The organism is Collimonas sp. OK242, from assembly GCF_900107095.1.
Taxonomy (GTDB): Bacteria; Pseudomonadota; Gammaproteobacteria; order Burkholderiales; family Burkholderiaceae_D; genus Collimonas.
Map to the genome: position 1 here is coordinate 126438 of NZ_FNOR01000012.1, position 25134 is coordinate 151571.

General features: G+C 58.1%; 21 protein-coding genes and 1 tRNA gene. 19 read left to right on the forward strand and 3 right to left on the reverse strand.

Going from position 1 to position 25134, the window contains the following annotated elements:
• Nucleotides 1-15 precede the first annotated feature (15 nt).
• The 8 genes from nuoI to BLV81_RS14945 all read left to right on the forward strand — a co-directional run bounded on the left by nuoI (nt 16) and on the right by BLV81_RS14945 (nt 7747).
• Nucleotides 16-504: an NADH-quinone oxidoreductase subunit NuoI gene (gene nuoI / locus BLV81_RS14910; RefSeq protein WP_014005585.1), complete on the forward strand. Its 489-nt coding sequence runs from the start codon at nt 16-18 to the stop codon at nt 502-504.
• 118 nt (nt 505-622) lie between these two features.
• Nucleotides 623-1291: an NADH-quinone oxidoreductase subunit J gene (locus tag BLV81_RS14915; protein ID WP_092357609.1), complete on the forward strand. Its 669-nt coding sequence runs from the start codon at nt 623-625 to the stop codon at nt 1289-1291.
• 13 nt (nt 1292-1304) lie between these two features.
• A complete protein-coding gene (gene nuoK / locus BLV81_RS14920; protein ID WP_092357611.1) occupies nt 1305-1613 on the forward strand; it encodes an NADH-quinone oxidoreductase subunit NuoK in 309 nt (102 codons plus the stop codon).
• 85 nt (nt 1614-1698) lie between these two features.
• Nucleotides 1699-3729, forward strand: coding sequence for an NADH-quinone oxidoreductase subunit L (gene nuoL / locus BLV81_RS14925; protein ID WP_092357613.1), 2031 nt, complete (start codon nt 1699-1701; stop codon nt 3727-3729).
• A 58-nt stretch (nt 3730-3787) separates the two neighbouring features.
• Nucleotides 3788-5278, forward strand: a complete 1491-nt coding sequence (locus BLV81_RS14930; RefSeq protein ID WP_092357615.1) for an NADH-quinone oxidoreductase subunit M — start codon at nt 3788-3790, stop codon at nt 5276-5278.
• Between the two features lie 79 nt (nt 5279-5357).
• Nucleotides 5358-6863 (forward strand): NADH-quinone oxidoreductase subunit NuoN, encoded by a 1506-nt coding sequence (gene nuoN, locus BLV81_RS14935; RefSeq protein ID WP_092357617.1) that lies wholly within the window; start codon nt 5358-5360, stop codon nt 6861-6863.
• Nucleotides 6864-6867: 4 nt separating this feature from the next.
• Nucleotides 6868-7188, forward strand: coding sequence for a DUF2818 family protein (locus tag BLV81_RS14940; protein WP_092357619.1), 321 nt, complete (start codon nt 6868-6870; stop codon nt 7186-7188).
• A gap of 1 nt (nt 7189) precedes the next feature.
• Nucleotides 7190-7747 carry an NUDIX domain-containing protein gene (locus BLV81_RS14945; protein ID WP_092357621.1) on the forward strand — a complete coding sequence of 186 codons (558 nt, stop codon included), beginning with the start codon at nt 7190-7192 and terminating at the stop codon, nt 7745-7747.
• A gap of 78 nt (nt 7748-7825) precedes the next feature.
• On the opposite strand, the gene BLV81_RS14950 is transcribed toward BLV81_RS14945, so the two are convergent.
• Nucleotides 7826-9517, reverse strand: a complete 1692-nt coding sequence (locus tag BLV81_RS14950; RefSeq protein WP_092357623.1) for an electron transfer flavoprotein-ubiquinone oxidoreductase — start codon at nt 9515-9517, stop codon at nt 7826-7828.
• Nucleotides 9518-9942: 425 nt separating this feature from the next.
• Between BLV81_RS14950 and BLV81_RS14960 the strand changes: the two genes are divergently transcribed.
• Nucleotides 9943-10362, forward strand: a complete 420-nt coding sequence (locus BLV81_RS14960) for an acyl-CoA thioesterase (protein ID WP_092357627.1) — start codon at nt 9943-9945, stop codon at nt 10360-10362.
• Between the two features lie 10 nt (nt 10363-10372).
• Here BLV81_RS14960 and BLV81_RS14965 read toward each other — a convergent pair whose 3' ends face one another.
• Nucleotides 10373-10948, reverse strand: coding sequence for a LuxR C-terminal-related transcriptional regulator (locus tag BLV81_RS14965; protein ID WP_092357629.1), 576 nt, complete (start codon nt 10946-10948; stop codon nt 10373-10375).
• A 183-nt stretch (nt 10949-11131) separates the two neighbouring features.
• On the opposite strand from BLV81_RS14965, the gene BLV81_RS14970 reads away from it, so the two are divergent.
• The 6 genes from BLV81_RS14970 (at nt 11132) to BLV81_RS15000 (ending at nt 16461) form a co-directional block, all read left to right on the forward strand.
• Nucleotides 11132-11830, forward strand: a complete 699-nt coding sequence (locus BLV81_RS14970; RefSeq protein WP_092357631.1) for a CoA transferase subunit A — start codon at nt 11132-11134, stop codon at nt 11828-11830.
• A 23-nt stretch (nt 11831-11853) separates the two neighbouring features.
• On the forward strand, nt 11854-12507 hold the full coding sequence (locus BLV81_RS14975) for a 3-oxoacid CoA-transferase subunit B (protein ID WP_092357633.1): 654 nt from the start codon (nt 11854-11856) through the stop codon (nt 12505-12507).
• Between the two features lie 250 nt (nt 12508-12757).
• Nucleotides 12758-13624 carry an alpha/beta fold hydrolase gene (locus BLV81_RS14985; RefSeq protein ID WP_092357637.1) on the forward strand — a complete coding sequence of 289 codons (867 nt, stop codon included), beginning with the start codon at nt 12758-12760 and terminating at the stop codon, nt 13622-13624.
• 42 nt (nt 13625-13666) lie between these two features.
• Nucleotides 13667-14017, forward strand: coding sequence for a RidA family protein (locus BLV81_RS14990; RefSeq protein WP_092357639.1), 351 nt, complete (start codon nt 13667-13669; stop codon nt 14015-14017).
• Between the two features lie 10 nt (nt 14018-14027).
• The gene (locus BLV81_RS14995; RefSeq protein ID WP_092357641.1) at nt 14028-16292 is read left to right on the forward strand and encodes a RelA/SpoT family protein; all 2265 of its coding nucleotides are present in this window, start codon (nt 14028-14030) and stop codon (nt 16290-16292) included.
• 94 nt (nt 16293-16386) lie between these two features.
• Nucleotides 16387-16461 (forward strand) — tRNA-Val (locus tag BLV81_RS15000).
• 97 nt (nt 16462-16558) lie between these two features.
• Here the strand turns inward: BLV81_RS15000 and prpR are convergent.
• Nucleotides 16559-18208: a propionate catabolism operon regulatory protein PrpR gene (gene prpR, locus BLV81_RS15005; RefSeq protein WP_092357643.1), complete on the reverse strand. Its 1650-nt coding sequence runs from the start codon at nt 18206-18208 to the stop codon at nt 16559-16561.
• 261 nt (nt 18209-18469) lie between these two features.
• Between prpR and prpB the strand changes: the two genes are divergently transcribed.
• The 4 genes from prpB (at nt 18470) to prpF (ending at nt 24533) form a co-directional block, all read left to right on the forward strand.
• Complete coding sequence (gene prpB, locus BLV81_RS15010) at nt 18470-19357, forward strand: methylisocitrate lyase (RefSeq protein ID WP_092357645.1); 888 nt, start codon at nt 18470-18472, stop codon at nt 19355-19357.
• Nucleotides 19358-19413: 56 nt separating this feature from the next.
• Complete coding sequence (gene prpC, locus BLV81_RS15015) at nt 19414-20583, forward strand: bifunctional 2-methylcitrate synthase/citrate synthase (protein WP_092357647.1); 1170 nt, start codon at nt 19414-19416, stop codon at nt 20581-20583.
• 137 nt (nt 20584-20720) lie between these two features.
• Nucleotides 20721-23327, forward strand: coding sequence for a Fe/S-dependent 2-methylisocitrate dehydratase AcnD (gene acnD, locus BLV81_RS15020; RefSeq protein WP_092357730.1), 2607 nt, complete (start codon nt 20721-20723; stop codon nt 23325-23327).
• 15 nt (nt 23328-23342) lie between these two features.
• Complete coding sequence (prpF, locus tag BLV81_RS15025) at nt 23343-24533, forward strand: 2-methylaconitate cis-trans isomerase PrpF (protein WP_092357649.1); 1191 nt, start codon at nt 23343-23345, stop codon at nt 24531-24533.
• Nucleotides 24534-25134: the final 601 nt, after the last annotated feature.

Here is a 25134-nt window from a genome sequence, read left to right on the forward strand (position 1 = left end):
GAAGGTTTAGTGTAAATGGAAGCCATCAAGGATTTTTTCGGCAGTTTGATGCTGCTGGAGTTGCTCAAAGGGCTGCGGCTGACCGGCCGCTACCTGTTCGCACGCAAGATTACGGTGCTGTTCCCGGAAGAGAAGACGCCGCAGTCGCCACGTTTTCGCGGCTTGCATGCATTGCGTCGCTACCCGAACGGTGAAGAGCGTTGCATCGCCTGCAAATTGTGTGAAGCGGTTTGCCCGGCGATGGCGATCACGATCGAGTCCGAGCAGCGTGCAGACGGTTCGCGCCGCACCACGCGCTACGATATCGATCTGACCAAGTGCATTTTCTGTGGTTTCTGCGAAGAGTCTTGCCCGGTCGATTCGATCGTCGAGACCCACATCCTGGAATATCACGGCGAAAAACGTGGCGATCTCTACTACACCAAGGAAATGCTGCTGGCGGTGGGTGATCGTTACGAACCTGAAATTGCTGCGGCGCGCGCAGCGGATGCTGCATACCGTTAACTGTTTGATTAGTTGGGGACGGAGCTGTACGGGAAGTGTCGCACGGAGCGTGTAATTCATCGCACAGCTAACCTTGGCGACTCTTGAAGTCTGTCCCTCAATTTGTTTATAGGCCATTATGGAATTTAAGACCTTCTTGTTCTACGCGTTTTCGGTGGTGCTGGTGATCGCCGCCTTGCGCGTAATTACCGCACGTAATCCAGTGCATTCCGCGCTGTTCCTGGTGTTGTCGTTTTTCTCGGCGGCCGCTATCTGGATGCTGTTGAAAGCGGAGTTCCTGTCCATCGTGCTGGTGCTGGTGTATGTCGGCGCGGTGATGGTGCTGTTCTTGTTCGTGGTGATGATGCTGGATATTAATCTGGACAAGATGCGAGAAGGATTCTGGGGGTATTTCCCGTTGGCGGCGACAGTCGGCACGGTCATCGTGCTGGAAATGGCTGCCGTCATATTCCACGGTTTCCAAGGTTCCGATGCCGACGTTCCTGCGGTCTCGGCCAACATCGGCAGCACCAAGGCGCTGGGCATGCTGATCTACACCGAATACGTGTACGCCTTTGAAATCGCCGCCGTCGTGCTGCTGGTGGCGATCGTCGCCGCTGTCGCCCTGACATTGCGCCGCCGCAAAGACACCAAGTATTTTTCACCTTCTGCCGCAGTCAAGGTCAAGAGCAGCGACCGGGTTCGCATCGTGAAGATGAAATCGGAAGCCAAGGTCGACCCGGTTGCGCCCGCAAGTCCGGTCAACCCCGCTGCCAACCCTCCGGCACCAGCGGCACCACAAAAATAACAAGGACGCAATAATGGCACTTTCGCTCGCTCACTATCTGATCCTTGGCGCGATCCTGTTCTCGATCGGCATCGTCGGCATTTTCCTGAACCGCAAGAACCTCATCATATTGCTGATGGCAATCGAATTGATGTTGTTGGCGGTGAACATAAACTTCATCGCGTTTTCGTATTACCTGGGTGATGCGGCCGGACAGATTTTCGTTTTCTTTATCCTTACCGTAGCAGCCGCCGAAGCGGCGATTGGCCTGGCAATCCTGGTGGCGCTGTTCCGTAACCTGGACACCATCAACGTGGAAGATCTGGACAGCCTTAAGGGCTAAGCGGTTTGTTCCGGCGAACTCAGGTTTGGCGGGATGGGCAGATAAAGAATACACAGACAAATAACGAATAAAGATAAGGTTCATCATGGCGGGGCAACTTAACCCACAATTACTTCTTGCCGTACCGTTGGCGCCTCTGGCTGGCGCTGCGATCGCGGGCTTATTCGGTACCAAATTCTTCGGCAACCTGGTCGGTCGCAAGACCTCGCACACGGTCACGATCCTGGGCGTGCTGATCGCCCTGATCATTTCCGTGCAGACCTTGCTGCAGGTGATCGACGGCGCCACATTCAACGGCACCTTGTACACCTGGATGACGGTGGGCGGCGTCAAGCTGGAGATCGGCTTCCTGGTCGACAGCCTGACCGCGATGATGATGTGCGTGGTGAGCTTTGTCTCGCTGATGGTGCATATCTATACCATCGGCTACATGAAAGACGACGAGGGCTATAACCGTTTCTTCGCCTATATCTCCCTGTTCACGTTCTCGATGCTGATGCTGGTCATGAGCAACAACTTCCTGCAGCTGTTCTTCGGCTGGGAAGCGGTGGGCCTGGTGTCGTATCTGCTGATCGGTTTCTGGTACACCCGTCCGACAGCGATTTTCGCCAACATGAAAGCGTTCCTGGTCAACCGGGTCGGCGACTTCGGTTTCATTCTCGGCATCGGCTTGCTGCTGGCGTATTCCGGCTCGATGAACTACACCGAAGTATTCGCGCAAAAGGGCATGCTGGCGCAACTGACCTTGCCTGGCAGCGACTGGATGTTGCTGACCGTGGCCTGTATCTGCCTGTTCATCGGCGCCATGGGCAAGTCGGCGCAGTTTCCGTTGCACGTCTGGCTGCCGGATTCGATGGAAGGCCCGACCCCGATTTCCGCACTGATCCACGCCGCCACCATGGTGACCGCCGGCATCTTCATGGTGACCCGCATGTCGCCGCTGTTCGAGCTGTCCGACACCGCCTTGTCGTTCATCCTGATCATCGGCTCGATTACCGCCTTGTTCATGGGTTTCCTTGGCGTTATCCAGACTGACATCAAACGCGTGGTGGCTTACTCGACCTTGTCCCAGCTCGGCTACATGACCGTGGCCCTGGGTGCTTCGGCATACTCGGTGGCGGTATTCCATCTGATGACGCATGCGTTCTTCAAGGCCTTGCTGTTCCTCGGCGCCGGTTCGGTCATCATCGGCCTGCATCACGATCAAGACATGCGCAACATGGGCGGCCTGCGTAAATACATGCCGATCACCTGGATCACTTCGCTGGTCGGTTCGCTGGCATTGATCGGCACGCCGTTCTTCTCCGGTTTCTATTCGAAGGACAGCATCATCGAAGCGGCCCACGCATCGACGCTGTTCGGTTCCGGTTTTGCCTACTTTGCCGTGCTGGCAAGCGTATTTGTCACAGCCTTCTATTCGTTCCGTATGTATTTCATGGTGTTCCACGGCGAAGAGCGTTTCGGCCTGGCGCATAACGGCCACGAACACGACGACGAAGAGCCGGGCCATCATGGCTTGAGTGCGGGGGAAAAACCGCATGAGTCCCCTTGGGTGGTGACCTTGCCGCTGATCCTGCTGGCGATTCCATCGGCCGTCATCGGCTTCCTGGCGGTCGAGCCTATGCTGTTCGGCAGTTTCTTCAAGGACGTGATTTTCGTCAACGAGGCGCACCATGCAATGGAAGAACTGCGCAATGACTTCCATGGCCCGGTCGCCATGATCGCGCATGCATTCAGCTCGGCGCCGTTGTGGCTGGCGATCGCCGGCGTGGCGTCGGCGTATTACTGCTACATGGTCAATCCGCGTTTGCCGGCAGCGCTCAAGCAGAAGTTTCTGCCGATCTTCACGCTGCTCGACAATAAATACTATATGGACAAGTTCAACGATGTGGTGTTTGCCGGTGGTGCCCGCATGTTGGGCCGCGGCTTGTGGAACGCCGGCGACCGTGGCCTGATCGACGGCCTGATCGTCAACGGCAGCGCCAAGGCAGTCAGCTGGTTTTCGAAAATTACCCGTCTCTGGCAGTCCGGATACATCTATCACTATGCATTCGTGATGATTATCGGCGTGCTGGGTTTCCTGGTTTGGTTCATGCCGTTCCCGTTTGCCAAATAAGCAGCTAAAGCAAATTCAGCAAACTCGGCAAACTCAGCAAGGTAGATAAATAATAAATATGATGCAGTCAACTTTCCCTCTTCTCAGCCTCGCGATCTGGTGTCCGGTCGCGTTCGGTATCCTCGTCCTGGCAGTGGGCCGCGACGACAATCCAACTCTGGTGCGCTGGCTGTCGCTGCTGGGTGCAGCGGTCAGCTTCGCGGTGACCTTGCCGCTCGTGAGCCAGTTCGATAACGGTTTGCATGGCATGCAGTTTGTCGAAAAGGCCGCCTGGATCGACCGTTTCAACATCAATTACTTTCTGGGTATCGATGGCATCTCGCTGTGGTTCATACCGCTGACGGCTTTCATTACCGTGATGGTGGTGATCTCCGCCTGGCAGGTGATCGAGAAGAAGGTCGCGCAATACATGGGCGCCTTCCTGATCTTGTCGGGCTTGATGATAGGCGTCTTTTGCGCGCTGGACGGCATGCTGTTCTATGTCTTCTTCGAAGCGACGCTGATCCCGATGTTTATCATCGTCGGCGTCTGGGGCGGCGCCAACCGTGTCTATGCAGCGATCAAGTTCTTCCTGTACACCCTGATGGGTTCGCTGTTGATGCTGGTTGCGTTGCTGTACCTGTATTTCCAGTCGGGCGGCAGTTTTGAAATCCTGACCTGGCAGCAGCTGCCGCTGCCGATGACGGCGCAAATCCTGATTTTCCTGGCGTTCCTGATGGCGTTTGCCGTCAAGGTGCCGATGTGGCCGGTGCATACCTGGTTGCCGGACGCCCACGTCGAAGCGCCGACCGGCGGCTCCGTGGTACTGGCGGCAATCATGCTGAAGCTGGGCGGTTACGGTTTCCTGCGTTTCTCGTTGCCGATCACGCCTGACGCCAGCCACTATCTGGCCGGCTTCATCATTACCTTGTCGCTGATCGCCGTGATCTATATCGGCCTGGTGGCGATGGTGCAGAACGACATGAAGAAGCTGATCGCCTATTCGTCGATTGCTCACATGGGTTTCGTCACCCTCGGCTTCTTCATTTTCAACGACATCGGCTTGCAGGGCGGTATCGTGCAAATGATCTCGCACGGCTTTGTGTCCGGCGCAATGTTCCTGTGCATCGGCGTGCTGTATGACCGCATGCATACGCGTGAGATCGCCGAGTACGGCGGCGTGGTCAACGTCATGCCGCGTTTCGCCGCCTTGTTCGTGTTGTTCTCGCTGGCCAATTCGGGCCTGCCGGGCACTTCCGGTTTCGTCGGCGAGTTCATGGTGATCCTGGGCTCCGTCAAGTTCAATTTCTGGATCGGCCTGCTGGCTGCAACCGCATTGATCCTGGGCGCTGCGTATTCGCTGTGGCTGGTCAAGCGAGTGGTGTTCGGCGCCGTTACCAATTCGCATGTGAAGGAAATGCTGGACCTGAACAAGCGTGAGTTCTTCATGCTGGGCGTGTTGGCGCTTGCCGTCATCGCGATGGGCGTGTATCCGGCGCCGTTCACCGATGCGATGCAGGTATCGGTAGCCGATCTGCTGAAGCATGTCGCGATCACCAAGCTGAATTGACGAATTACCCTTTTCTGGGCGACTCTGCCCTCAACTGACTAGATTGAAGTGCAGTGCACAAAAAATAAGCGGCAAATAAATGAATAACATGAATCTGATCCCTGTTTATCCGGAAATCTTTCTGCTGATTGCGACCTCGGTCGTGCTGCTGATCGATATGTTTGTTTCGGATGCCAAGCGCCACCTCACCTATTACCTGACGCTGGCCGTGCTGGCCGTGTGTTTCGTATTGACGCTGGGTGCGTTCCAAAGCGGGGAGACGGTCTATACCTTCCACAACATGTTTGTCTCGGATCCTCTGAGCAGCCTGTTGAAGCTGGTTTCTTATGTGGCAGTCGCCATCACGCTGGTGTATTCGCGCCGTTACGTGAGCGAACGCGGCATGGTCAGCGGCCATCTCGGCGGCGAGTTCTACCCGTTGGCGCTGTTTGCCCTGCTGGGCCAGATGGTGATGATCTCCGGCAGCAATTTCCTCAGCATTTACCTGGGCCTGGAATTGATGTCCTTGTCGTTGTATGCACTGGTGGCAATGCGGCGCGATAGCGCTGCCGCGACCGAAGCGGCGATGAAATATTTCGTGCTGGGCGCGATGGCTTCCGGTTTCCTGCTGTACGGGATGTCGATGCTGTACGGCGCTACCGGTTCGCTCGACCTGGTCGAAGTCACCCGCGCTGCGTCTTCCGGCGGCATCAACCCGACCGTGCTGGTATTCGGCGTGGTGTTCGTAGTGTCCGGCCTGGCATTCAAGCTTGGCGTGGTGCCGTTCCATATGTGGGTGCCTGACGTCTATCAGGGGTCACCGACTGCGGTCACCCTGTTGCTGGGCGGCGCTCCGAAGCTGGCGGCTTTTGCGATTTGCTTCCGCTTGCTGATTGAAGCGCTGTTGCCCCTGGCTTTCGACTGGCAGCAAATGCTGACCGTGTTGGCGGTGCTGTCGATGGCGATCGGTAACATCACCGCGATCGCTCAGACCAATATCAAGCGCATGCTGGCGTATTCGACCATTTCCCACATGGGTTTCATGCTGCTTGGCCTGCTGGCCGGCGTAGTCGACGGCAATCTGTTCTCGGCGGCCAATGCATATAGCTCAGCCTTGTTCTATTCGATCACTTACGTGCTGACCACGCTCGGCACCTTCGGCGTCATCATGCTGCTGGCACGCTCCGGTTTCGAAGCGGAAAACATGGACGACTTCAAAGGCCTGAATCAACGGAGCCCTTGGTTTGCCGGCGTGATGCTGGTCCTGATGCTGTCGCTGGCGGGGATTCCGCCGCTGATGGGTTTCTACGCCAAGTTGTCCGTGCTGCAGGCGGTACTCGGCACCGGCCAGGTCTGGCTGGCGGTGGTCGCCGTGGTGTTCTCTCTGATCGGCGCCTATTACTATTTGCGCGTGATCAAGCTGATGTATTTTGATGAACCGCAAGATAGCTCGGCGATTGTCGCCCATCTCGATGTACGGGTATTGCTCAGCCTGAACGGCCTGGTAGTGCTGGCGCTGGGTTTGTGGCCTGGCGTGTTGATGGATGCGACTACCACCGCGATCGTCAAGACGCTGACCTCGTTCCTTGGCAAAGTAGTGTCCTGATTACGTGAACGTCTCGCTCTCCAGCTGGTTCGTGATTCTGTTGGCGCTGCTGGCTGCCAACCTGCCGTTTTTTAACGAACGGCTGTTCGCGCTGATTCCACTCAAATCGCGCAGCCAGAGTCAGGCTGCGGTCAAGCCGGTCTGGATGCGCTTGCTGGAGCTGTTGGCGCTGTATGCGCTGGTTGGCGCCGTTGCCTATGTCCTGGAAGCGAATATCGGCAATACGTTCACGCAACGCTGGGAGTTCTATGCGGTGACCGGCTGCATGTTCCTGGTGCTGGCCTATCCCGGCTACGTATTGCGCTATCTGAAAAAACATCGCTGACATGGATCGCCACCTGAAAGAAACCCGGATCGCCAGCGCTGAAGCCTATGACGGCCACTTCCTCAAAGTGCAGCGCGATACGGTGCAACTGCCTGACGGCAAACTGACCACGCGCGAATACATCAAGCATCCCGGTGCAGTGGTCATCCTGCCGTTGTTTGACGATGGCACGGTCTTGCTTGAGCGGCAGTACCGCTATCCTCTGGCGCGCGTATTCATTGAATACCCGGCTGGGAAAATCGACCCGGGCGAAGACCACCTGAGTTGCGCCAAGCGCGAGCTGCTGGAGGAAACCGGCTATACCGCCACAGAATGGCAACATGTCTGCACGATTCACAATGCGATTGCCTATGCCGACGAGCATCTGGAATTGTTCCTGGCGCGCGGCCTGGTCGCGGGTGAGCGTAAACTCGATGACGGTGAATTCCTGGATGTATTCAAGGCGCCGCTTGCGGACATGCTGAGCTGGGTGAGGGAAGGCAAGGTTACCGACGTCAAAACGGTAATCGGCACCTTCTGGCTGGAAAAAATCGTGGCAGGGAATTGGAAGTTGCCATAAAAATCGTGGAGCGGTATTCAGCCCCATTGGCAAACTGACAGACATAAAAAAGGCTGCGTACGCAGCCTTTTTTGCAAATTACATATTCGGATAATTCGGCCCGCCGCCGCCTTCCGGCGTCACCCACACGATATTCTGCGTCGGATCCTTGATATCGCAAGTCTTGCAATGCACGCAATTTTGCGCATTGATTTGCAGGCGTTCGCTATTGTCTTCGTTGGTCACGAATTCGTACACGCCGGCAGGGCAGTAACGCGCTTCCGGTCCGGCATAATCGCGCAGATTGACATTCACCGGTACGTTCGGATCTTTCAAGGTCAGATGAATCGGCTGGTCTTCGGCGTGGTTGGTGTTGGAAATGAACACCGACGACAGGCGGTCGAAGGTCAGCTTGCCGTCCGCTTTCGGATACTTGATCGGCGCATAGTTGGCTGCCGGTTTCAGGCATTCATGGTCGGCATGGGTGTGATGCAAGGTCCATGGCGCTTTGCCGCCGAATACCACCTGGTCGATACCGACCATCAGGGTGCCGAGATACAGGCCCTTGCTCATCCACGGTTTGAAATTGCGCGCCTTGTGCAATTCCTGATGCAGCCAGGATTGTTCGAATGCTTCGCTATAGGCGCTCAGCTCATCAAACTGGCGCTTGTTGCCCAAGGCTTCAAAAGCCGCGTTGGCGGCCAGCATGCCGGTCTTGATGGCGGCATGGCTGCCCTTGATGCGGCTGGCGTTGAGGAAGCCGGCGTCGCAACCGATGAGGGCGCCGCCAGGGAAGGTCAGCTTAGGCAGCGATTGCAGGCCGCCGGCGGTAATCGCGCGGGCGCCGTAGGAAATGCGTTTGCCGCCTTGGAAAAACTTGCTGATTTCCGGATGCGTTTTGTAGCGTTGGAATTCTTCGTAAGGCGACAGATAGGGATTTTCATAAGCCAGGCCGACCACGTAGCCGACCGCGACCTGATTGTTTTCCAGGTGATACAGGAAGGAGCCGCCATAGGTCTGGGTATCCAGCGGCCAGCCGGCGGTATGCACCACCAGGCCCGGCTGATGCAGCTTGGGATCGATTTCCCACAATTCCTTGATGCCGATAGCGTAAGTTTGCGGGTCTTTGCCCTTGTTCAAGTCAAACTTTGCCATCAGCTGCTTGCCCAGATGGCCGCGTGCGCCTTCGGCAAACAGGGTGTATTTGGCATGCAGTTCCATGCCCAGCTGGAAGGCGTCGGTCGGCTGACCATGGCGGTCCACGCCCATATTGCCGGTGGCGACACCCTTGACCGAACCGTCGTCGTTATACAACACTTCGGCGGCCGGGAAGCCGGGGAAAATTTCCACGCCCAGCAGTTCCGCCTGCTGGCCCAGCCAGCGCACCACATTTGCCAGCGAAATGACGTAATTGCCATGATTCTGGAAGCAGGCCGGCAACATCCAGTTAGGTGTCTTATAGGCTTTTTTCTCGGTCAGGAACAGGAAGCGGTCTTCGCTGACTTCAGTCGTCAGCGGTGCGCCCAGCTCTTTCCAGTTTGGCAGCAACTCGGTCAGTGCCTGCGGGTCCATCACTGCGCCGGAGAGGATATGGGCGCCGATTTCGCTGCCTTTTTCCAGTACGCAGACTGACACTTCGCGGCCTTGTTCGGCGGCTTGCTGCTTCAGTCGGATCGCCGCAGCCAGGCCGGCCGGGCCGCCGCCGACCACCACTACGTCATATTCCATGGCTTCGCGCGGGCCGTATTGCTCGAGGAGGTTCTGCTGGTTCTGCCCTGGGGTTGGAGTCATTGTCTCTTTACCTATAATTAATTTTCGAACGGATGTGCTAATTGTCGGGGATTTTGCGGCAGAATGCTAGGGCCTGTTAACACCTGATTTGGGAGATGCGTTCAAACCAGAACGTGTGGTGGCAAGGCGCGTGGCACAGCAGGGGCCGGGGCCCCTGCAAGCCATGCAACGCGGCCAGCGCACGTTCTGGTTTGAACCCTCCGGGAACGGCTGCAGGCGTCGCATGCCGTTGTTGCAGGGGGCGGCCATCCGCATCCTTGCCGTAGCGCCGCTACGTCGCGTCGCTGCGCCTAGGCACGCAACGCCTGCCGAGCGTTCGCACTCCCAAATCAGGTGTTAACAGGCCCTAGGTCTCGTCGGCAGTATAGTGAGGTTCCTCGCTTGTTGCAGCCCCCCCAAATGGAGTAGTCAGGAAAATCAGAGCAATGGAAAACAAAAAACACGTTCATACAACACGGATTGCCATGCGTTGGGGCGACATGGATGCGCTCGGCCATGTTAATAACACCGTTTATTTCCGCTATATGGAGCAGGCGCGCATCGAATGGCTGCAGCAGCTGGGCAGCGACTTTGACGCTCGCCACGGACCGGTGCTGGTCAATGCGCAATGCAGTTTCTTGCGGCAATTGAAATATCCCTGTGAAGTGGAGGTCAAATCCTACATCGGCGCGATTGGCCGTTCGAGTTTCGAGGCCAGCTACGAAATCCGCCGTGCCGACTTGCCGGAAGTGGTGTTTGCCGAAGGGACGGCAAAGATAGTCTGGGTTGATTTCGACTTGGAAAAATCGATGCCTTTGCCTGACGATCTGCGTCAGTTGCTGACCAATCCTGTGCTTGCGGCCTAAGCGTCAGGCCCTAAACGCCTTCGCTCTGGGAAATGCCCAGCAAGCGGTGCACCAGTTCGCTCGACGTCGACGCCGTGAACTTCTTCATCAGATTGGCCCTGTGCATTTCCACCGTGCGCGGGCTCAGGCCGATCTGCTTGCCGATCAGCTTGCTGGTTTTACCTTCCACCAGCAGCGCTGCAATTTCGCGCTCGCGCGGCGAGAGTGTGGCCGAGGCCCGGCGCTTTTCGCTCAGATCTTCGAACGTCCAGATGCCCGCGGCGTGCGTGTCTTCCGGCACCAGCGCATGGCCGGTGACATGGCACCAGAACAATTCGCCGCTGGCGCGCCGCATGATTCTTTCGTCGGAATAGATGCCCTTGGCATTCATGATCGGCACGATGCGGGCGCCGGTGCGTTCAAATTCGTCCTGCGTCGGATACAGGACCTGAAACGACTGGCCGTTCAACTCGCCAGGCTGGTAGCCGAACATTTTCGCCAATGCCAGGTTGCACACCTGCATGATGCGGCGTTCGGAGACGCACATGCCGATCGGCGCGTGGGCAAAGATGGAAGCATAATCAATGGCAATATTAGGCAAGGGCACTTGATGAGACAGTCGGGTGTTGGTGGTCGGGTTATGGCAGTCGCTACATACCGGCAGACAATCCGCCCATATGCTTGAAATTCGTATTTTTACGGTATTGTTGGAAGCATCGCTTCGGCATATCCTAACAGACTGAACCTAAAGCAATAATAGTGCGAGTTTACACAAACAGGAGACATCGGTATGAACAAAGTTTATCCTGACGCGGCAAGCGCGTTGGCCGGCATAGTCAAGGATGGCCAGATCATCGCCGTAGGCGGTTTCGGCCTGTGCGGCATCCCCGAGGCCCTGATCCTGGCGCTGCGCGATTCGGGCGTGCAAAACCTGACTGCCATCTCCAACAACGCCGGCGTCGACGGCTTCGGCCTCGGGCAATTGCTGTCCACCCGCCAGATCAAAAAAATGATCGCTTCTTACGTCGGCGAAAACAAAGAATTCGAACGGCAATACCTGGCGGGCGAGCTGGAGCTTGAATTCACGCCGCAAGGTACGCTGGCGGAAAAGCTGCGCGCCGGCGGCGCTGGCATTCCGGCATTTTTCACGAAAACCGGCGTCGGCACCCTGGTCGCCGAGGGCAAGGAAGTCCGCGAGTTCGACGGCGCCAAGTATGTGATGGAACGTTCGCTGGTGGCCGACGTCTCTTTGGTCAAAGCCTATAAGGCAGATCGCAGCGGCAACCTGGTGTTCAACAAGACAGCCCGCAACTTCAATCCGAACGTGGCGATGGCAGGAAAAATCACCGTGGTGGAAGTCGAGCATCTGGTGGAGGTCGGCGAGATCGATCCGGACCAGGTGCACACGCCCGGCATATTTGTCCATCGCATCGTGGTCAATGCGACGCCGGAAAAGCGGATCGAACAGCGTACCGTTCGTACGGCATAACACAAGAAAATACGGAGAACACCATGGCATGGACACGTGATGAAATGGCCGCGCGGGCGGCAAAGGAATTGCAGGACGGATTTTACGTCAACCTGGGCATAGGCTTGCCGACGCTGGTGGCGAACCATGTGCCGCAAGAGATTGAAGTCTGGCTGCAGTCGGAGAACGGCTTGCTGGGCATAGGACCGTTCCCGACCGACGATGCGGTCGACCCCGACCTGATCAACGCCGGCAAGCAGACCGTGACTTCGTTGCCGGGGTCGTCGTATTTCAGTTCGGCGGATTCGTTCGCCATGATACGCGGCGGCAAAATCAACATCGCCATACTCGGCGCGATGCAGGTTTCCAAGAATGGCGATCTGGCGAACTGGATGATCCCCGGCAAGATGGTCAAGGGCATGGGCGGCGCAATGGATCTGGTGGCCGGTGTCGGCAGGGTGGTGGTGTTGATGGAGCACGTTGCCAAGGCCAAGGACGGCTCCACCTCGCACAAGATTCTCGATGCCTGCAACTTGCCGCTGACCGGTGTCGGCGTCGTCAATCGCATCATCACCGATCTCGGCGTGCTGGATGTGACGCCGCAAGGCCTGAAGGTGGTTGAATTGGCGCCTGGCGTCAGCCAGCAAGATATCGTCGCGCAAACCGGCGCACCCTTGGATCTGAGCGCGCTGCATTAAAATTTGCAGTAGGCAGGCGGCGTTTGACACTAAGTCTCAGTGTCAAACGCCGTTTTTTTTTGCCTGCGGAAATCTGTTGAAAAGCGATCGTATTTAATCGATAGCGCCATTTTTAGGCAGTTCTGTGTGAGGTAACGTGCAAGGGTAGCGGCATATGCGATAAGATGTTGTTCATACGCAAAGCAAAACATCATGTTTGCCCCGGTTTTGCTTGCCGCATCCATCAAGTCTTTACCGAAACGGGATCGCAATGACAATAGCCGCGCACAAGACTGTCCAATGTATTTCGCCCGCCGGTTTGCACAAGATGGCTTATCAGGAATGGGGCGATCCGCACAATCCCAATGTGTTGTTATGCCTGCATGGCGTGACCCGGGTCTCGGACGATTTCGATCAGCTGGCGCGCGCGGTCTGCGATACCTATCGCGTAATTTGCCCGGATGTGGTCGGCCGCGGGCGCTCCGACTGGCTGCGCGATCCGCAATATTATGTGCTGCCGCAGTATTTGAACGACGTGGTCACCTTGCTGGCGCGGCTGAATGCCGAAACCGTCGACCTGGTCGGTACTTCGATGGGCGGCCTGATCGGTATCGGACTGGCTTCGTTGCCGGAAAACCCCCTACGCAAGCTGGTATTGAACGATGTTGGTCCCAGCCTGAATCCGGAGGCGATGGGGCGCATCGGCGTCTATATCGGCGCCGACATGCGCTTCCCTACATTTGACGAGGCTGCAGCCTATATACGCGCCATCTCGGCGTCGTTCGGCCCGCATACCGACATCGAATGGCACAAGCTGGCTAGCGATGTCTTGCGTCAGAATGAGGAGGGCCAATGGATCCGTCACTACGATTTGAAGCTGGCCCAGCCTTTCATTTCGACCAGCGAAGAAACCTTTAAACTATCGGAAATGCTGTTGTGGAAAGCGTACCGGGCGATTACCTGTCCGACCTTGCTGGTGCGCGGCGCCGAATCCGATTTGCTCTCGGCGGAGACGGCACGGCTGATGACGGAAAGCGGGCCGAAAGCGAAGCTGGTGGAGCTGGCCGGCGTCGGCCATGCGCCAACCTTCCTGCATACCGACCAGATAAAAGTGGTCACCGATTTTCTGATCGGCTGATTTGTTATTGTTCAGATTGTTATTAAACTCAGGAGACGAATTATGGCTATCCAACGCCTGCATGTCGGCAAGAGACTTTCCGAAGTCGCCATCCACAACGGCACCGTTTACCTGGCTGGCCAACTGGCAGAAGACACTACCCAGAACATCGAAGGCCAGACGCGTGAATCGCTGGCCCATATCGATCGCCTGCTGGCGGAAGCCGGCAGCGACAAGCATCACATCCTGTCGTGCCAGATCTACCTGGCCGACGTCAAGGATTTCGATGGCATGAATGCGGTTTGGGATACGTGGGTGTCGACCAACAACGCGCCACCGCGAGCGACGGTGGAAGCCAAGCTGGCCCGTCCGGAAATCCTGATAGAAATTATCGTGGTCGCAGCACAAAAATAAAGATGTAAGCATGGTTTCGCTCACTGCAACACAACGCGCTACGCAAATCCAGCAGTGCACCGCCGGCTTGAGTGCCGAGGATAGCGCGCGCGTGCTTGACGCCCTGGCTTTCGTCGAACCGCTGTATGCCGATAACTTCATCGCTACCGGCCAAAGCGCGCTCGATTTCTCGCAAGGCGTAACCAGCATACTGGCCATGCTCGATACCGATGTCGAAACCCGGATCGCGGCCTTGCTGTTCGAACTGCCATTGTTCGACGCCAGCCACGCCGACCTGATCGAACAGCGGTTCGGCAAGGAGATCTCGGATCTGGTCGGCGGCATCCGGCAATTGATGCGGCTGCACGGCTTTACCTCCGGCTTGCCGCAAGAAGTCATGCGCGGCAAGAATGCTGCGCAGCAGGCAGCCAGCCAGGTGGAAACCCTGCGCAAGATGTTGCTGGCGATGGCGACCGACATGCGCGTGGTGCTGGTACGGCTGGCTTCGCGCGTGACCGCGCTGCGCTATTTTTCCGAGCACAAGATGGAAAACGCGCGCACCAGCCAGTACGCGCGCGAGACGCTGGATTTGTACGCGCCGCTGGCCAACCGGCTCGGGATCTGGCAGCTCAAATGGGAGCTGGAAGACCTGTCGTTCCGTTTCATCGATCCGGTTACCTACAAGCGCATCGCCAAGATGCTGGAAGAGCGGCGCATCGAACGCGAAGGTTTTGTCGATGCCGCAATCACGCGTTTGCGCAGCGAGCTGGCAGCGGCCGACATCAAGGCCGAAGTGTCGGGCCGGCCCAAGCACATCTACAGTATCTGGAACAAGATGCAGGGCAAGGAACTCGATTTTTCCGAGCTCTATGACGTTCGCGCATTCCGTGTGATTGTCGATGACGTCAAGACCTGTTATGCCGTGCTGGGCATCGTCCACAACATCTGGGTGCCGATCCCGAAAGAATTCGACGACTACATTTCACGTCCCAAGCAAAACGGCTACCAGTCCCTGCATACGGTGGTATTGGCAGACGATGAGCGGGCGCTCGAAGTGCAGATACGCACCAAGGAAATGCACCATTTCGCCGAATACGGGGTGGCCGCCCACTGGCGCTACAAGGAAGCCGGCGGCTCCAATTTCTCGGCGCAGAAATACGACGAAAAAATTGCCTGGCTGCGCCAATTGCTGGCCTGGAAAAGCGATGTGGTGGATGCGGTTGTCGAACAAGAAGACAGTCGTCGCGAATGGCTGGAAAAGCTCAAGCAGGCCACGCTCAACGACCACATCTACGTGTTGACGCCGCAAGCCCGCGTGATCGAACTGCCTAGCGGCGCCACGCCTATCGATTTTGCCTACTATCTGCATACCGACGTCGGCCATCGCTGCCGCGGTGCGCGCGTCGATGGCAGCATGGTGCCGTTGAATACGCCGCTGAAGAACGGCCAGACGGTAGAAATCATCACCGCCAAAAACGCCCCCGGCGGCGCCGGTCCCTCGCGTGACTGGCTGACGCCGGGCTATGCCGCCAGCGCCCGCACCCGTTCCAAAGTGCGCGCCTGGTTCAACGCGATCGAACAGCAAGAGACCCTGGCCACCGGCCGCAGCCTGCTGGACAAGACCTTGCAGCGCGAAGGCAAGACTGCGGTCAACCTGGAAGAACTGGCGCGCAAGCTCGAGTTCCCCAAGTTGGAAGATCTGCTGCTGGCTTTGGGCAAGGATGAATTCAGCCTGCGTCATGTAGAACAAGCCTTGCACGATGATGGCGTCAAGCCGGTCGAGCACAGCAGCGAACTGGAAGAAGCGGCAATTACCCGCAAGAGCCGCGCCTCAAGCGTGACGCATGGCGGCAAGTCAGGGGTGCTGGTGGTTGGCACCGATGGCTTGATGACGCAGCTGGCCAAGTGTTGCAAGCCGGCGCCGCCGGATCCGGTGGTCGGTTTCATCACGCGCGGCAAAGGGGTGTCTATCCATCGCGAAAATTGCAAGAATTTCGCCGAAATGCGCATCAAAGCGCCCGAACGCGTGATCCAGACCACCTGGGGCGCACCGGAGGCGGAAACCGTCTACCCGGTGGATATCTTCGTGCTGGCCAGCGATCGCCAAGGCTTGCTGCGGGATATCTCGGAAGTGTTCTTGCGTGAAAAAATCAACGTCATCGGCGTCAGCACCCAAAGTGCGAAGGCCCATGCGCGGATGGCGTTCACTGCGGAAATCGCTTCCACCGCCCAGCTGCAAAAAGCCTTGACCGTGATCCGTGAAGTAAAAGGGGTGCTGGAAGCCAAGCGCCAATAAGGCTGGTACGGCAGGGGCTGGGCGAGGGTGTGCAAAATCGTCTCGGCGCCTGCTTTATTTACTGGAAATTTTATGCCATAATAGCGGCCTCTCCGGGAGGTTAGCTCAGGGGTAGAGCGATCGCCTCACACGCGATAGGTCACAAGTTCGAAACTTGTACTTCCCACCATTTCCAAGTCTTTATCCATGCGGCTTCTCTCTGACGCATGTCGATACTGCCCATTGCTTCCCAATTAATTGCCTCTGAAACCACGTAACGCTGCCGATCATTGGTTCCTGATCTTGCGCCATAGCGTGGTACGACTAATGCCGAGATGCTTCGCTGCCGCCTCGCGGTTGCCGCCGAAACGGGCCAGCACTTGCGCGATGCTCTCAGTGGTCGCCGGTGCGGCAGTTAATGTTGCCACTGCGGTCGGCAGTGCGATTGCCGGCCCGGGCATCGATGCCCGGACAAATTCCGGCGCGACACTGAGGATGAAGGCAGGGGACAGCGCCTGCAGCGGTTCAGCCGCCAGGAACAATGCCAGCCTTTCCATCAGGTTACGTACTTCGCGCGCATTGCCGGGCCAGGCATAGGCGCCAAGGAGGGGCGCGCAAGCGACGATTTCAGCATGCAGATTCGGGTGCGGGCGGGCGCCGAGGGCTGCCAGCGCTTTTTTCAGGCACCATTCGGCCAGCGCGATCAGGTCTTGCGGGCGTTCACGCAAGGGCGCCAGCGTCAGGCGCAGCACGGCCAGGCGATAAAACAGGTCGGCCCGGAAACGGCCTTCGCGTACGCGCTGCTCCAGGTCGCAATGAGTGGCGCTGATGATGCGGACATCCACCGCAATCGGCCGGGTGCCGCCGACTCGCACCACTTCGCGCTCTTCCAGTACCCGCAGCAAACGGGTTTGCAGCGCCAGCGGCATTTCGCCGATTTCATCCAGAAACAGCGTGCCGCGATGGGCCGCTTCGAACAGGCCGGCGTGGCCGCCGCGGCGCGAGCCGGTGAATGCGCCTTCTTCATAGCCGAACAATTCCGACTCCAGCAGCGATTCTGCAATTGCACCGCAGTTGACTGCGACAAACGGCTTGTTGCCGATGAGCGCGCGCGGATTTTCGCGGTGAATCGCTTGCGCCACCAGTTCCTTGCCGGTGCCGGTTTCGCCCTGGATCAACACCGTGGCCTGCGATTTGGCATACAGTACGATAGCTTGGCGCAGGGTTTCCATCATCGGCGAGTCGCCACGCAAATCGTTGAGGCCATGCTTGGCGCGCAGCGTGTCGGCCAACGGCGTGCTACGGCTGTGGCTGCGGTTCGATTCCAGTTGCGCCAGGAGCGCGATTTCCAGCGCGTCGTCGAAGGCCTGGCGGATCGATGCGGCGGAATAGACGAATACTGCGGCCAGGCCGGCTTCTTCGGCCAGATCGGTGATCAGGCCGGCGCCGACAATCGCCTTGACGCCGCCGGCCTTGAGTTCATTGATTTGCGCCCGCGCATCTTCTTCGGTTGCGTAGTCGCGTTGCTGAATGTTGAAACCGAATGCATTCTGGAATTCCTTGAGCACCGGCATCGTGGACTGGTAAGTGATGATGCCGATGTCGGGCGTGATCTGGCGCGCACGCGACAATGCCTGCAGCACGTCGAAGCCGCTGGCCTTGGCGATCACGACCGGCACCGATAGCCGGCTTTTCAGGTAGGCGCCGTTGGAGCCGGCAGCGATCACCGCATCGCAGCGCTCGGTTTCCATCCGTTCGCGGATATGGCGCGCGGCCTCGTCGAATCCCAGATGAATGGGTTCGATAATCGCGCGGTCGTCGTATTCCAGCGTAATGTCGCGAAACAGGTCGGACAGGCGGGAGACCGAGACGGTCCAGATCACCGGCTTTTGGCTGGCGTTGCTGGCGTCACGCGGAGCGGGAGGTGAGGGCGGCATGTTTCAAATATGATTAATGTGAACGTTTCATCGTTCATAAATGTAACATGATTTGAAACAATTCCGTTGCATGTACTCGAATTCTATTAATTTAATTATTTGCAATTTTATTGCTTAAATAATTGATTTTATTGGTTTATTTTCGTTTTCCGCCGGCCTTGTTATCATTGCATTTTGCTTGGCACGGCGATTGCTGTATAGCTGGAAAGTCACGGTGCAGACGTCTGCATGAAACACATCCGCAATCCATCAGGAGAAGACATGAGTCAATATTCCGCAGGCGCCGCCTTCCGCAAGGCGATGCAAGAAGAATCCCCGCTGCAAGTGATAGGCGCAATCAACGCGAATCACGCATTGCTGGCCAAGCGCGCCGGTTTCAAGGCGATTTACCTGTCCGGCGGCGGTGTCGCGGCCGGTTCGCTGGGCTTGCCCGACCTCGGCATCTCCAATCTGGACGACGTGCTGACCGATGTGCGCCGCATCACCGATGTCTGCGACCTGCCTTTGCTGGTCGATGTGGATACCGGTTTCGGCGCCAGCGCCTTCAATGTGGCGCGCACCGTCAAAGCTATGATCAAGTTCGGCGCGGCAGCGATCCACATAGAAGACCAGGTCGGCGCCAAGCGCTGCGGCCATCGTCCGAACAAGGAAATCGTCAGCAAGCAGGAAATGGTCGACCGCATCAAGGCCGCGGTCGACGCCCGTACCGACGACAATTTCGTGATCATGGCGCGTACCGACGCGCTCGCAGTGGAAGGGCTGGAATCGGCGCTGGATCGTGCGATGGCCTGCGTCGAAGCCGGCGCCGACATGATCTTCCCGGAAGCGATTACGGAGCTGGCGATGTATAAGCAGTTTGCCGCTGCCGTCAAGGTGCCGGTACTGGCCAACATCACCGAGTTCGGCTCCACGCCGCTGTTTACGGTAGAAGAATTGAAATCAGCCGATGTCGGGCTGGTGCTGTATCCGCTGTCGGCCTTCCGTGCAATGAACAAGGCGGCAGAAAACGTGTACACAGCAATCCGCCGCGACGGCACGCAAAAGAATGTGGTCGACACCATGCAGACACGCATGGAATTGTATGACCGGATCAACTATCACGATTTCGAACAGCATCTGGATGCCCTGTTTGCGGCCCAGAAGAAATAAGACATCCGCATTAATTAATTAATTACACCTATTCCTTGCCGTCAGGAGACGAAAAAATGAGTGAAGCACAAGCAAGCACACAAGCAGCTGCAGGCGGTTTCAAACCAAAAAAATCCGTCGCGCTGTCCGGCGTGACCGCAGGTAATACTGCACTGTGTTCGGTCGGTAAAACCGGCAACGATCTGCATTATCGCGGCTATGACATCCTGGATATCGCCGACACCTGCGAGTTCGAGGAAATCGCCTATCTGCTGGTACACGGCAAGTTGCCGACTGCCGCCGAACTCAAGGGCTACAAGGCAAAACTGAAGTCGCTGCGCGGCTTGCCGGCCAGCGTCAAGGCCGCGCTGGAAGCGCTGCCTGCCGCATCGCACCCGATGGACGTGATGCGCACCGGCGTCTCGGCGCTGGGTTGCACGCTGCCTGAAAAAGACGACCACAATGCGCCGGGCGCGCGCGACATCGCCGACCGCCTGATGGCCTCCTTCGGCTCCATGCTGCTGTACTGGTATCACTTCAGCAGCAACGGCAGGCGCATCGAAGTCGAGACCGACGACGATTCCATCGGCGCTCATTTCCTGCACCTGCTGCATGGCGTGAAACCATCCGCCTCATGGGAAAAAGCGATGCACGTTTCGCTGATCCTGTACGCGGAACACGAATTCAATGCCTCCACCTTTACCAGCCGCGTGATTGCCGGCACAGGCTCTGATTTCTACTCCGCGATCACCGGCGCAATCGGTGCTTTGCGTGGCCCGAAACACGGCGGCGCGAATGAAGCCGCGTTTGAAATCCAGAAGCGTTACGATAATCCGGATGAGGCGGAAGCCGACATCAGGAGCCGGGTAGAGAACAGGGAAGTGGTGATCGGTTTCGGCCATCCGGTGTATACCGTGTCCGATCCGCGCAACAAGGTCATCAAGGAAGTGGCGCGCAAATTGTCGGCGGAAGCGGGCTCGACTGCGATGTTCGACATCGCCGAGCGCCTGGAGTCGGTGATGTGGGAAGTCAAGAAGATGTTCCCGAACCTGGACTGGTTCTCGGCCGTCTCGTACCACATGATGGGTGTGCCGACTGCGATGTTTACGCCGCTGTTCGTGATTTCCCGTACGTCCGGCTGGGCCGCGCATGTGATCGAGCAGCGCATCGACAACAAGATCATTCGTCCTTCGGCCAACTATGTCGGCCCGGATAATCTGGAGTTTGTGCCGATCGGCAAACGCTAGTCATTTAAAGCGACCTCTAAAAACTCCGTCATCCCCGCGTACGCGGGGATCCATTTTCCCTGCCGTCGCCGGCAATTTGGATTCCCGCGTTCGCGGGAATGACGCAACCAGGTGATGCCTTCTTTCCCGACTTAGCCATGAACACAGCAAACCGCAAACCCCTGCCAGGCACCAAGCTGGATTTTTTCGACACGCGTGCCGCGGTCGACGCCATCCAGCCGGGCGCCTACGATAAACTGCCCTACACGTCGCGCGTGCTGGCCGAAAACCTCGTGCGCCGTTGCGAACCAGCGACCCTGGCCGACTCCCTGAAGCAGTTCATCGAGCGCAAGCGCGACCTGGACTTCCCGTGGTTTCCGGCTCGCGTGGTGTGCCATGACATCCTGGGCCAGACCGCACTGGTCGACCTCGCGGGCCTGCGTGACGCGATTGCCGCCCAGGGCGGAGACCCAGCCCTGGTCAATCCGGTGGTGCCGACACAGCTGGTGGTAGACCACTCGCTGGCGGTTGAGTGCGGAGGTTTCGACCCGGATGCGTTCGACAAGAACCGCGCCATCGAAGACCGTCGTAACGAAGACCGCTTCGATTTCATCAACTGGACCAAGAAGGCGTTTAAGAACGTCGACGTGATCCCGCCGGGCAACGGCATCCTGCACCAGATCAACCTCGAACGCATGTCGCCGGTGGTGCAGGTGAAAGATGGCGTGGCCTTCCCGGATACCCTGGTCGGTACTGACAGCCATACCCCGATGGTGGATGCGCTGGGCGTGCTCGCCATCGGCGTCGGCGGTCTGGAAGCCGAAAGCGTGATGCTGGGCCGCGCTTCCTGGATGCGCCTGCCGGATATCATCGGCGTTGAGCTGAGCGGCAAGCCGCAGCCGGGCATCACGGCGACCGACATCGTGCTGGCGCTGACCGAGTTCCTGCGTGCGCAGAAGGTTGTGTCCTCTTATCTCGAGTTCTACGGTGAAGGCGCTTCCCACCTGACGCTGGGCGATCGCGCGACCATTTCCAACATGGCGCCGGAGTTCGGCTCCACCGCCGCGATGTTTTACATCGACGAGCAAACCATCAAATACCTGAAGCTCACCGGTCGCGACGATGCGCTGGTCAAGCTGGTGGAAATCTACGCCAAGCAAACCGGCCTCTGGGCCGACAGCCTGAAGCACGCCGAGTACGAACGCGTCATCAAATTCGACCTGTCTTCCGTGGTGCGCAACATTGCAGGACCATCCAACCCGCACAATCGCGTGCCGACTTCCGAACTGGCTGCACGCGGCATCAGCGGCAAGGTCGAGAACGAGCCAGGACTGATGCCGGACGGCGCCGTGATCATCGCCGCTATCACCAGCTGCACCAATACCAACAACCCGCGCAACATGATCGCCGCCGGTCTGCTGGCGCGCAACGCGAATGCCCGGGGCCTCACTCGCAAGCCCTGGGTAAAGAGCTCGCTGGCGCCGGGCTCGAAGACGGTCGCACTGTATCTGGAAGCCGCCGGGCTGTTGCCGGAACTGGAAACGCTGGGCTTCGGTGTGGTGGCCTTTGCCTGTACCACCTGCAACGGCATGAGCGGCGCGCTGGATCCGCTTATCCAGAAGGAAGTGGTGGAGCGCGATCTGTACGCCACCGCCGTCCTCTCGGGCAACCGTAACTTCGACGGCCGTATCCACCCCTACGCCAAGCAGGCTTTCCTGGCTTCGCCGCCGCTGGTGGTGGCCTACGCGATCGCCGGCACCATCCGTTTCGACATCGAGAAAGATGTCCTGGGTATCGACGCCGATGGCCATCCTGTGACGCTGAAAGACATTTGGCCGTCCGATGCAGAAATCGATGCCATCGTCGCCTCCAGCGTCAAGCCGGAGTTGTTCCGCAAGGTCTACGAGCCGATGTTTGCGGTGGTCGCCGATAACGGCGAGAAAGTCAGCCCGCTGTACGACTGGCGTCCGCAGACCACCTATATCCGTCGCCCGCCTTACTGGGAAGGTGCACTGGCTGGCGCGCGGACCATGACAGGCATGCGGCCGCTGGCGGTGTTGGGAGACAACATCACCACCGATCACCTGTCGCCGTCGAACGCCATCATGCTCGATAGCGCAGCGGGTGCGTACCTGGCCAAGATGGGTTTGCCTGAGGAAGACTTCAACTCCTATGCCACCCATCGCGGCGACCACCTCACCGCCCAGCGCGCCACCTTCGCCAATCCCACCCTGAGGAATGAAATGGTGCGAGAAAATGGCGAGATGAGCGGCAAAGTGAAAGCGGGCTCGCTGACCCGCATGGAGCCCGAGGGCAAGATCATTCGCATGTGGGAAGCCATCGAAATCTACATGGAGCGCAAGCAGCCGCTGATCGTGATCGCCGGCGCCGACTATGGCCAGGGCTCCTCGCGTGACTGGGCCGCCAAAGGCGTGCGTCTGGCGGGTGTGGAAGCCATCGCGGCGGAAGGCTTTGAGCGCATCCACCGCACCAATCTGGTCGGCATGGGTGTGCTGCCGCTGGAGTTCAAGCCCGGCGTCAACCGCATCACCCTGAACATCGACGGTAGCGAAACCTTCGACGTGATTGGCGAACGTACACCGCGTACAACCCTGACGCTGATTATCAATCGCAAGAACGGCGAGCGCGTGGAAGTGCCTGTGACCTGCCGCCTTGACACTGCGGAAGAAGTTTCGATTTACGAAGCGGGCGGCGTGCTGCAGCGTTTCGCGCAGGACTTCCTCGAATCGTCAACGGCTGCCTGAACAGGACAACATACAATGGCCCACGTACCCCAGATCAAGATTGCCGCCACCTACATGCGTGGCGGCACCAGCAAAGGCGTGTTCTTCCGCCTGCAAGACTTACCCGAAGCAGCGCAGCTGCCCGGCGCTGCACGTGATGCGTTGCTGCTGCGTGTCATCGGCAGCCCGGACCCTTACGGCAAGCAGATTGATGGCATGGGCGGGGCGACTTCGAGCACCAGCAAGACGGTGATCCTGTCCAAGAGCGGCAAGCCCGGTCACGATGTCGATTACCTGTTCGGTCAGGTCGCCATCGATAAAGCATTTGTCGACTGGAGCGGCAACTGCGGCAATCTGTCCGCTGCGGTTGGTTCATTCGCTATCGCCAGCGGCCTGGTTGATGCCAGCCGCATTCCGCAGAACGGCATGGCGACTGTACGCATCTGGCAGGCGAATATCGGCAAGACCATCATCGCACATGTACCCGTCACCAATGGCGCGGTGCAGGAAACCGGCGACTTCGAGCTCGACGGCGTCACATTCCCGGCGGCGGAGGTGCAACTTGAATTCATGGCGCCGGCAGCCGACGGGGAGGGCGAGGGCGGATCCATGTTCCCCACCGGGAACCTGGTTGACGAGCTCGAGGTTCCGGGAGTCGGCACGCTCAAGGTCACCATGATCAATGCCGGTATCCCGACCATCTTCGTGAACGCGGAAGCGATCGGCTATACCGGCACCGAGTTGCAGGACGCCATCAACGGCGATGTCGAGGCATTGGCCAAATTTGAAGCCATTCGCGCGCATGGCGCGCTGCGCATGGGCCTCATCAAGCAGCTCGATGAAGCAGCCAAGCGCCAGCACACACCAAAAGTGGCGTTCGTCGCCAAGCCAGCCAGCTACGTTTCCTCCAGCGGCAAGCAGGTCGCCGCTGGCGATATCGACTTGCTGGTGCGCGCGCTGTCCATGGGCAAGCTGCATCACGCCATGATGGGTACGGCGGCGGTTGCGATTGGCGCCGCCGCCGCGATCCCCGGCACGCTGGTGAACCTTGCCGCCGGCGGCGGTGTGAAAAACGCCGTGCGCTTCGGGCATCCTTCAGGCACCTTGCGGGTGGGTGCGGAAGCCAGCCAGGCCAACGGCGAATGGAGCGTGAGCAAAGCCATCATGAGCCGCAGCGCCCGGGTGCTGATGGAGGGATGGGTACGCGTGCCTGGCGACGCGTTCTGAGTGACTACGCCGGTCCGGCAGCGCGTTGCTGCGCTGCCGGCGTGTATGAATCCGTGACTGGCAGCTTTGCTGGAATACCGGGACCATCGTGCATGAAATTGCCATCCTTGGCGGCGATGTGTCGAAATTTGCATTTCCGTTGCTCTTGCAAGTTTTAACGCGAAGATGCGTTGCTGAATAAATCAAAATCGTAAATCAAGATCGGCGTATCCCCGGCGCCCCAATCCGGGTAAGCCTTCCTATACACCTGCGAGCAGCAGGTCACGCCTTGGTATAAAACTACTTTTTTCTCCAAAATCGCCAGTTCCGGCGATGCAATTGAACTATCCAAATCATTGCACCGGATTCATAGCCCGCTTCAGCTGCTCCGGACGAGGGCGCCGCTCCACTCGTCAAACGGCAAGTTCGATGTCGCTGGCGCGGCCACGTTTTCCACGATACGAAAAATTGGCTCCACATTGTGGGATGCGAGTGCGAAGCGAATCAGGAAATCGGATTCGTTTTTTTGAAAATTAATTTCACATAGCAAAAAACAATATATAAGTAATTGAAAATAAACGTATTAATTTTAGTCATATGTCTTATATAAGACATGGTCGAT